9 protein-coding genes are annotated in these 9028 nt (G+C 48.2%); all 9 read left to right on the top strand.

Features of this window, described 5'->3' with window-relative positions; translation table 11 throughout:
• The first annotated feature begins 319 nt into the window (after positions 1-319).
• The 9 genes from J0L70_RS31755 to bla all read left to right on the top strand — a co-directional run bounded on the left by J0L70_RS31755 (position 320) and on the right by bla (position 8894).
• Entirely contained in the window at positions 320-502 is a 183-nt protein-coding gene (locus J0L70_RS31755; protein WP_287457311.1) for a hypothetical protein, read from the top strand.
• 612 nt (positions 503-1114) lie between these two features.
• A complete protein-coding gene (locus J0L70_RS31760; RefSeq protein WP_287457312.1) occupies positions 1115-1519 on the top strand; it encodes a RidA family protein in 405 nt (134 codons plus the stop codon).
• A 118-nt stretch (positions 1520-1637) separates the two neighbouring features.
• The gene (locus tag J0L70_RS31765) at positions 1638-2474 is read left to right on the top strand and encodes an alpha/beta fold hydrolase (RefSeq protein ID WP_287457313.1); all 837 of its coding nucleotides are present in this window, start codon (positions 1638-1640) and stop codon (positions 2472-2474) included.
• Between the two features lie 635 nt (positions 2475-3109).
• On the top strand, positions 3110-4081 hold the full coding sequence (locus tag J0L70_RS31770) for an AraC family transcriptional regulator (protein ID WP_287457314.1): 972 nt from the start codon (positions 3110-3112) through the stop codon (positions 4079-4081).
• 298 nt (positions 4082-4379) lie between these two features.
• A complete protein-coding gene (locus J0L70_RS31775) occupies positions 4380-5045 on the top strand; it encodes a nuclear transport factor 2 family protein (RefSeq protein WP_287457315.1) in 666 nt (221 codons plus the stop codon).
• A gap of 86 nt (positions 5046-5131) precedes the next feature.
• On the top strand, positions 5132-5866 hold the full coding sequence (locus tag J0L70_RS31780) for an SDR family oxidoreductase (protein WP_287457316.1): 735 nt from the start codon (positions 5132-5134) through the stop codon (positions 5864-5866).
• A 291-nt stretch (positions 5867-6157) separates the two neighbouring features.
• Entirely contained in the window at positions 6158-6838 is a 681-nt protein-coding gene (locus J0L70_RS31785; protein WP_287457317.1) for a GOLPH3/VPS74 family protein, read from the top strand.
• 37 nt (positions 6839-6875) lie between these two features.
• Positions 6876-7730, top strand: a complete 855-nt coding sequence (locus J0L70_RS31790) for an SDR family oxidoreductase (protein ID WP_287457319.1) — start codon at positions 6876-6878, stop codon at positions 7728-7730.
• A gap of 186 nt (positions 7731-7916) precedes the next feature.
• Positions 7917-8894, top strand: a complete 978-nt coding sequence (gene bla / locus J0L70_RS31795) for a class A beta-lactamase (protein WP_287457320.1) — start codon at positions 7917-7919, stop codon at positions 8892-8894.
• The last annotated feature ends 134 nt before the right edge of the window (positions 8895-9028 follow it).

Raw genomic sequence — 9028 nt, forward strand, 5'->3', positions numbered from 1 at the left:
TCAGCGGTTACGGAGTCATCTTCATAAGCTGCAAAAGTTACCTGCAAGAGTCAGAAGCTACTTTCAGCATCCCAAGATTGCCTACGCAGCTTAGTACAATGCACTCTCAATCATTGCCGGGTTAATAAGTTCTCCGATCTTCACTCCCAATTTATATTTGATTTGTCTGTAAATATTGGCAAGCAGCTATCTATTTTTGATGGTCAGATTTTGCTTATTTCGATGAACAAAACTGCCGCTTTTTGAACCATGCTAATAACTGAATTATTGGATGTTCATTTGGTCAACTGCAAATCAGTATTTCATTGAGGATAGCTCTATGAAGTATTCATTAGTACAAGGCAAAAATAATTCTGAGCATGAAGGTGCACCTCAGATTGATTCTCTTCACGACTCCTCAGTTAATCATGCCCTGATTGCGATCGCACAAGAAGCCACTGAGTTGCTGAGACAAATTTACCCGATACAAACTGACGAAATTAAAACAGGAGAAACAGAATGATACTGCAAGATAAAGTGAATTTAGTGACTGGAGATATATCGGGAATTTCCAGGATAACGGTGTTAGCGTTTGCACAACGTTTCTTTGGAACGCTCAACGAAGTTATTGCTTAAAGCACCCAATTGAATATTGAATAGAGAGAGATTCAAATGTCAGCCAAAAACAAAGCAATCTTAGAAGAGGCAAACACGGCGATCGCTCAAGGTAACAATGAAGGATTCTTGTCGTTCTGCGCCGACGACATAAAATAGACGTTTGTAGGCGATCAGACCCTAAAAGGAAAGGAAGCCGTTCGCCAATGGATAGCGATGACGTACGTAGAGCCACCCAAGTTTAGGGTCGCTCACTTCATCGCTGAGGGTGATTTTGTCACGGCACTTGGCAACATCACCATAAAGGACGAAGACGGGAAAGCGGCTAATTCTCGTACTGCGACATCTGGCGCTTTCGTGATGGCAAGATTGTCGAATTAAGAGCTTTCGTCATCAAAACTTAGGTCAAGGATGAAACCAGCAGTGCGGTGTAAATAATCTGCCAACGTCAGGATGTCTTCTTGCAAAACAAATTGTCCGGCGAGTGAGAACCTTCATACTAACGATTTGAGGCAATCGAATGACGAAGCGATTAGTTAATCCGGTAAGTCTGTACGATGGGAGTCCGTTGGGGTTATCGCATGGAACAATTGACGAAGAAAGTTCGCTATTGTTCATCTCCGGGCAGGTCGCTTGGGATCTTCAACACTTAGTCTCCGATAATTCCGTCGAAGGTCAGTTTAGCCTGTCCCTGGAGAATGTGCGAAGAATCCTTACCGAAACGGACTCTAATGTGGACGACCTTCTACATATGAGAATCTATGTTCGAGGGGAGATTGAAGACCATATGGAAGCATTGGCACCCATCCTATCTAACTTCCTCGGTAAGTCTCGCACGGCAATCACGGGAATTGGCGTTTCCTCCCTTGCAACTAAAGCAACGCTTGTGGAAGTGGAAGCAGTTGCTAGATTGCGACGACCTTAACACCTGCACCTGCCCAATATTTTGCGACGAAAGACCCACACAAATGCTACCCGTCTCTTACGCACTCCGAACGATAACCGAAGTGATGGATAACCAATTTACAACGGAGAAACCTCTCATGCCTTACATTACCGTTGGTCAAGAAAACTCTGCAACCATCGATCTCTACTACGAAGATCTTGGGACAGGACAACCGATTGTGCTGATTCATGGATTTCCATTGAACGGACATTCCTGGGAAAAGCAGGTTTTAGTTTTACTGAATGCAGGGTATCGAGTCATTACCTACGATCGCCGAGGATTCGGTGCTTCTAGCCAACCCTCGTTTGGTTATGACTACGATACCTTCGCCGCCGATTTGAATGCACTCATGACCAAGCTTGACTTGCAAAATACCGTGCTGGTCGGTTTCTCAATGGGAACAGGTGAAGTCACACGTTATCTTGGCAAATACGGATCAGAGCGGGTGCAGAAAGCCGTGCTGATGGCTCCCGTCCCACCGTTTTTGTTAAAGACAGACGACAATCTAGAGGGTGTTGATCAAAGCGTTTTCGATGGCATTATGAAAGCGATCGTTGAAGATCGTCCAGCTTACTTTTCTGAATTTTTCAAAGCATTCTTCAATGTGGATGTGTTGCTGGGCGATCGCATCAGCAATGAAGCCATTCAAGCCAGTTGGAATGTAGCAGCAGGGGCTTCTGCTAAAGGAACTTTGGACTGTGTACCCTCCTGGCTCACCGATTTCCGCGATGATCTGCCCCGCATTGATGTGCCGACTCTAATTATTCATGGAGATAGCGATCGCATTTTGCCGCTTGAGTCCACCGCAGCAAGACTTCCAAACCTGATTAAAAACAGCCAACTGGTTGTCATTCCTGGTGGACCGCACGCCATCAACTGGACTCACGCTGATCAGGTCAATCCTGCGTTACTGGACTTTCTTCAGCAAAAATAGTCAGCAATCTACCGCATTTCTGACTGATGAAAAAATTGTGAATTCAGCCTGACCACGGTTCCGATCCTGGTGGCTGGCTCACAATCTTTGTCACCTACTTCCTCGTTCCGGGTCTGCTGTGGACTGTAGTCTCGTTGATTGACGGCACTACCGAACTTGCCATCGGCGTACACTTTGCGAACAACATCGGCGGGGCACTCCTGTTCAACATCACTGGAAGTGCCTTGCCCTCACCCGCTCTGTTCACAATCAGCGAGTACCACGCGACCTACGGGGCGCTAGCGGTGCTAGTTGCAGTACCCGTGTTTCTGGAGATCGCCTACAAGGTGTTCAAACGCGATAAGGCATCCGAACCCGTTTCCCAGAGTGATCGGAATAATCATCGGTGATCTCGTCAGTTAATAAACCTATTTATGTAGTCTTGGATTGCTACTAGCAATGGTCAGGCGATGACGACTGGACAGGCATCGACATTTTCCGCTATATTCTGCCACGTCTCCATTGCCTAATCCTCTCAAACAAAGGTCGTGTTCAAGATGGGTGGATCGTTCACAGGTGAAACATGACTCCAGCAAGATGTGAATCGGGAAAACCTTCTTATCATAGAGAAACGCGGCATTCGTCAGGAATCACGCATGACCATCAAGACATTCGATCACAAAACCACGAGCAGAATTTTTCCCGGTGAAGAAATTTTGTCGGCGCGGCAGTCCGTGACAGTCGCCGAATGTGCAGAGCTAGCGACATTAGCCGATCAGCATACCAATGGTAGGGGAGAAGGTTATCATCCAACTGCGATCGCTCCTTTAGTCTTCGTGCGCCAAAGCAATCCTGGCATCACCATCCAGGAAGTTAGCGAACCCCTATTTGCCATCGTGGTGCAGGGTCAAAAAAAAGTATCGGTCAATGAGGAAACGTTTCAGTACGGGATTGCTCAGTATCTAATTCTTTCGGTGGATATGCCGCTGAGTGCTTGTATGGTAAGTGCAACCCCTGATCAGCCCTATCTCGGGTTAAAGCTGAAGCTAGACCCAGTCCAACTCTGTGAGATTATTGCTCAAACAAAGCTGGGTATCAGTCAGAAAGAAAGCCCTGTCAGAGGCTGGTGTGTCAGCGATGCCGCGCCATCTTTGATCGATTGCGTTATCCGGTTAACAAAGCTGTTAGATACGCCACAGGACATTCCATTTCTAGCACCGTTGATCATTCGCGAGATCTATTACCGTTTGCTCACAGACCAACAAGGCGAAGTGGTGCGTCAGATTGCGACCGCTGGCAGTAGTATGCAGCGCATTGCTGACGTGATTAAACAGATTAAAGCTGATCTTACAAAGCCGCTGCGGGTTGAGGAGCTAGCAGAGCAGGCGAATATGTCGGCTGCATCGTTCCATCGTCACTTCAAAGCTGTCACATCCATGAGTCCGCTGCAATATCAAAAGCAATTACGACTGTTAACTGCCCGACAGGTGATGCTTGCCGAGGCGATCGATGCCACTCAAGCGGCTTATCGGGTTGGGTATGAGAGTACGTCTCAATTCAGCCGCGAATATTCCCGGATGTTTGGAGCACCGCCCATCCGAGATATTGAACGGCTCCGGGTATCTTGAATGCCTCGCTCATGCGTTCCTTGTAGGCAATCTTTCTTCTTTGTCTACGTCTTTTGAGAGGATTAGACAATCATCTGCAAGGTTTGTGTATTCAAACTCCTGATTCGTGCTTATAGGATGAAACTATTCAAGTACAACAGCCTCTAACTACGGTTCGGTGCTCAGATCTTGCCTCTGAAATTAGATGTTACCGATCGAGACCCAGACTTTGCAGCCGTCAGACTGCACACGATCATTTTTGACAGTTGGAAATGACACATCGGCACCTTCAACAGAGAGTAACGATGACTCGAATTGCATGAAAATTTCAGGAGATGAGATGATGCGGTATTTAGGTCAGATTTTCATTGGTACAGGGCTGATCGGGCTGCTGGCTATTCCGGCGATGACGCAAGCTCGCACGGAGGAGGCAGGTTTTCAGTCGAATGGGACTGCGTTTAAGCTAAGTCATGACTCGATTGCATTAAATCAGCCGTCTGCCCTCGATCGGTTTCCAGCGTTCGTAGATTTGGCTCAGGCAACTCAGCCCAGGCAATCAGACGCACAGGAGACTCAGGTGATCGAACAGCGCAACAAGGAAATCGTCCGGCAATATTTCGACAGTTGGCGCAACAGAACTGGCAACTTCTTCGACCTGCTCGCTCCAGACGCAACCTGGACGATTACGGGTACTGGCGCAACTGCGGGCACCTATCGCAAGCAAGCGTTACTTGATCAAGTCATTCATCCAACCAGTGCTCGATTATCGACCCCAATTGTGCCAACCGTGCGCGGCATCTGGGCAGATGGCGACATGGTCATTGCCCTGTGGGAGGGAGAGGCGATCGCTGGGGACGGCAAACCTTATCGGAACACCTACACCTGGTATTTCAGAATGCAGGATGGCAAAGCAGTCGAAGCGATCGCCTTTCTGGATATGCAAGAGTTCAACGACTTGTGGACAAGAGTTTCACCGAGAAACTAGTGCTGGTTGTCTAGGTCGTACAGGCAGACATCCTAAAAGCAGTCTAACTGCTAATCAGCTTTAATCACCTAAAAGGAACAATCACCATGTCAACTGTTGAGAACAAAGTTATTGCGATTACGGGAGCCAGTAGCGGTATTGGTGAAGCAACGGCTAGATTGCTGGCTCGTCAGGGTTTACGGGTGATATTAGGGGCGCGACGCACCGATCGACTAGAAGCAATTACTGCCGAAATTCGCTCTAAAGGCGGCGAAGCAGAATACCGTACCCTGGATGTTACCAACCTTGAAGACATGCAAGCCTTTGTCAAGTTTGCCCAGGATAAATTTGGTCGCCTTGATGTTGTGGTGAACAATGCAGGCTTGATGCCACTCTCCAGGCTAGAGGTGCTGAAGATCGATGAATGGAACCGCATGATTGATGTGAACATTCGCGGTGTGCTTCATGGTATTGCTGCTGCGCTACCTCTCTTTAAGCAGCAACGATCAGGACAGTTTGTCAATCTCTCCTCGATCGGCGGGCACAACGTCTATCCAACCGCAGCCGTGTACTGCGCCACTAAGTTTGCAGTTTGGGCGATTTCCGAAGGACTGCGGCAGGAATCGACTGACATCCGAGTTACGGTGATTTCGCCTGGAGTGACAGAAACTGAACTTGCCAGCACGATCACGGATGCTGAAGCAGCGGCATGGGTGGGGGGATTTCGTGAGGCAGTGATTCCAGCAGATGCGATCGCACGAGCGATTGCCTTTGCGATCGAGCAACCCGCAGAGGTGGATGTAAATGAAATCATTGTTCGACCGATTGGACAAATGAGCTAAATCTCGGATTACCCTTACACCGGAAGACCTACAGCGCATTGAAGTCGTTGCGCCAAAAGGAATTGCTTTTGACAACGCACCTTTTTGGGAGCGGCAGTGAGTCCGTTGATTCATGAACCCATCAGCAACTTGAATCAGCAACTCGATCAAAGGAGTTTATCACCATGTCTAAAGTGTCTTCTAACCACCCACAGAAGCCCCCGCCGCGTTCTCGGTTCAGCATCAAACTTGCGATTAGCGCCGAGGCGCAACTCCGAGGAAACCGTAACATACCTCAATCAGGAATTCATCATGCAATATCTTTCACAGGATTTAATCCTGCTTGCACTCAATCCCCAAACTGGGAAAACTCGCTTCTCTTGGTACTCTGCACTCGACTATGGCTTGGTCGGTTCTTTATTACTAGACTTAGTACTGCAAGGCAAACTTGAGATCGACAACGACAATCGTGTGATCGGTGCGATTAGCGCTTTGCGCAACTCCGCAGGAACCGCAGGCAACACAGGCAATGAATTCTTAGATCAACGTCTCAGTGAGGTTCTAGCATCATCTCGTCCTCGAACTGCAAGGTTCTGGGTGACTCGCTGGAGACGAAGATATCTAGGAATTCAAACGATTAAGTTGCAGAACTTAGTTGATTTAGGTGTTTTAGAACGACAAGAGCAACGCATTCTTGGACTGTTTCCAACGCAGCGATATTTTCTAACCGATGAATCCATTCAACGCGAGATTGTCCGGCAGGTTCGTGCCGCCGTGTTAGAAGGCATCGGACTGAATTCTCGGATGGCAGCATTGATTAGTTTGATGCAAGCCTCCCACCTGACCGATGCAGTGTTCAGACATGAAGAACGTCCTGAAGCGCGATCGCGAATTAAGGCGATCGCAGAAGGGGAGTTGGTTGGTCAAGCCGTTTCAAAGGCAATTTTCACCGTTCAAGCAACCATGACTCTGAGTGCAATCAATGTCAGATGAAATCGTCAGGGGTTGTATAGTATTTCAGGATAGTCAAATGATTTTAGTAACTGGCGCAACTGGGAGCAACGGTACAGAGATTGTCAAGCGACTCACAGCACAGAACGTGCAAGTCCGTGCAATGGTTCGTAACCATGATCGAGCAAAGGAGATCGCACTCCCGAATGTTGAAGTGGTGGAGGGGAACTTTGATCGCCCTGAGACGCTGTTGGAGGCGCTGACTGAAGTAGACCGTGCCTTTCTCTTAACGAACTCTACAGAACACGCCGAAGCACAACAACTTGCGTTCGTTGATGCGGCAAAACAAAGTGGTGTCAAGCACATCGTTAAACTGTCGCAGTTCGCCGCCAATGCTGACTCACCCGTGCGCTTTTTGCGTTACCATGCGGCTGTCGAAGCGGCAATCCAAGCATCAGGAATGACGTACACGTTTCTGCGTCCCAACCTCTTTATGCAGGGCTTATTAAACTTTAGATCGACAATCACAAGCCAAAACGCCTTTTATGCAGCGATCGACAATGCAAAGGTGAGCGTGGTAGACGTGCGCGATATTGCAGATGTTGCTGTAGCTGCTCTAACAGAAACAGGGCATGAGGGAAAGATTTACAACCTCACGGGACCACAGGCATTGACGCATGCTGAGATGGCAGAACAACTCTCGGCTGCGCTCAATCGTCAGATTGCATTCGTCGATATTCCCTCTGAAGCAATGCGCGATCAACTGCTCAATATTGGGATGCCAGCTTGGCAAGCCGATGGACTAATTGAAGATTACGCCCATTATCGACGCAATGAGGCAGCAGCGATCGCTTCAGGTATAGAGGATGCGACTGGCAAAGCGCCGCGTCAGTTTAAGGACTTTGCTCGCGATTATGCAACGGCATTTAGCTGACTTCCGCAATTGAATGATCGACAAGCATAGCTCTAGTACAGCAAACCAAAAGTTTCGCAAGGGATGAAGGGGTTCCACCCCTTCTTGGGGGCGCAGCCCCCAACCCCCCATGTTTCAACAACTAAATTTTGCAACACTAGTTGTTCACAACCCTGGTTCGATAATTATGATTCGAGGTTCGATAATATGATTCGAGTGCCCAAAAAAGACTGGTTCTACTCATGTTGCTTGTTTCTTCTAAGTGTTTTACTGACTGTTAGTTGTACAGGCATTAACTCCGGGAGTGGAGAAGCCACCTCAAACCGCCCAACAACTCCGTCAAGCGAGATTACAACCACCACGACCGAGCGCACAGACGCATTACGCGATCGCATTGGGCAGATCTCTCAAGCGGCTCAAGGGCAGGTTGGGATGACAGCTACAGTGCTGTCATCGGGAGAATCAGCGTCTCTAAATGGGAGTCAGCACTTTCCAATGCAAAGCGTTTACAAGTTGCCGATCTCAATGGCGGTTCTGAATCAAGTCGATCAAGGAAATCTCAAGTTAGACCAGAAGGTTCGGATCGAGGCAAGCGATGTTGTCCAGGGAAGTCAAGTACTAGATGAGAATTCGCAAGGAAAGGAATTCAGTCTGTCTGAACTCCTGCAATACATGGTTTCTAAAAGTGACAACACCGCCTGTGATGTACTGCTGCGGCTCATCGGTGAACCGCAACGTGTCACGGAATATTTAAGCAGCCTTGGTATCAACGACATCGTTGTAGCGGACACAGAGAAGGAGTTAGCGCAAGCTCCAACCGTGCAGTATCGCAACTCTGCAACACCCGATGCAGCAGTAGTTTTATTACGCACATTGCATGAAGGACGAGGACTTTCAAAATCTAGTCAAGCGCTACTGTTGCAATGGATAACAGAGACTCAGACAGGTCTAAAGCGTATCAAAGGGTTGTTACCAGAGGGAACGGTCGTGGCACACAAAACGGGTACTTCGTCTACTGTAAATGGAGTAACGGCAGCAACCAATGATGTGGGACTCGTAACGCTTCCAAGTGGGCAATATTTGGCGATCGCAGTGTTTGTTTCAGATTCTCAAGCACCTGATGTAATCCGAGAGGAGATCATCGCAAAGATAGCAAGGGCAGCATGGGATGAATGGAGCAGATGAAGTTTCTTTCGTACTCAAAGGGCTGGCTGTTCTGGGTTGGATTCAGATCACCGGGAACACTAACAGTGTCCAGAGTGTGTACGCAGAGGGCGGTAGCGGCGGAGTACTATCTTTGGTTTTAGCAACATTTTTCC

Source organism: Leptolyngbya sp. UWPOB_LEPTO1 (assembly GCF_017302695.1).
Taxonomy (GTDB): domain Bacteria; phylum Cyanobacteriota; class Cyanobacteriia; order Leptolyngbyales; family Leptolyngbyaceae; genus Leptolyngbya; species Leptolyngbya boryana.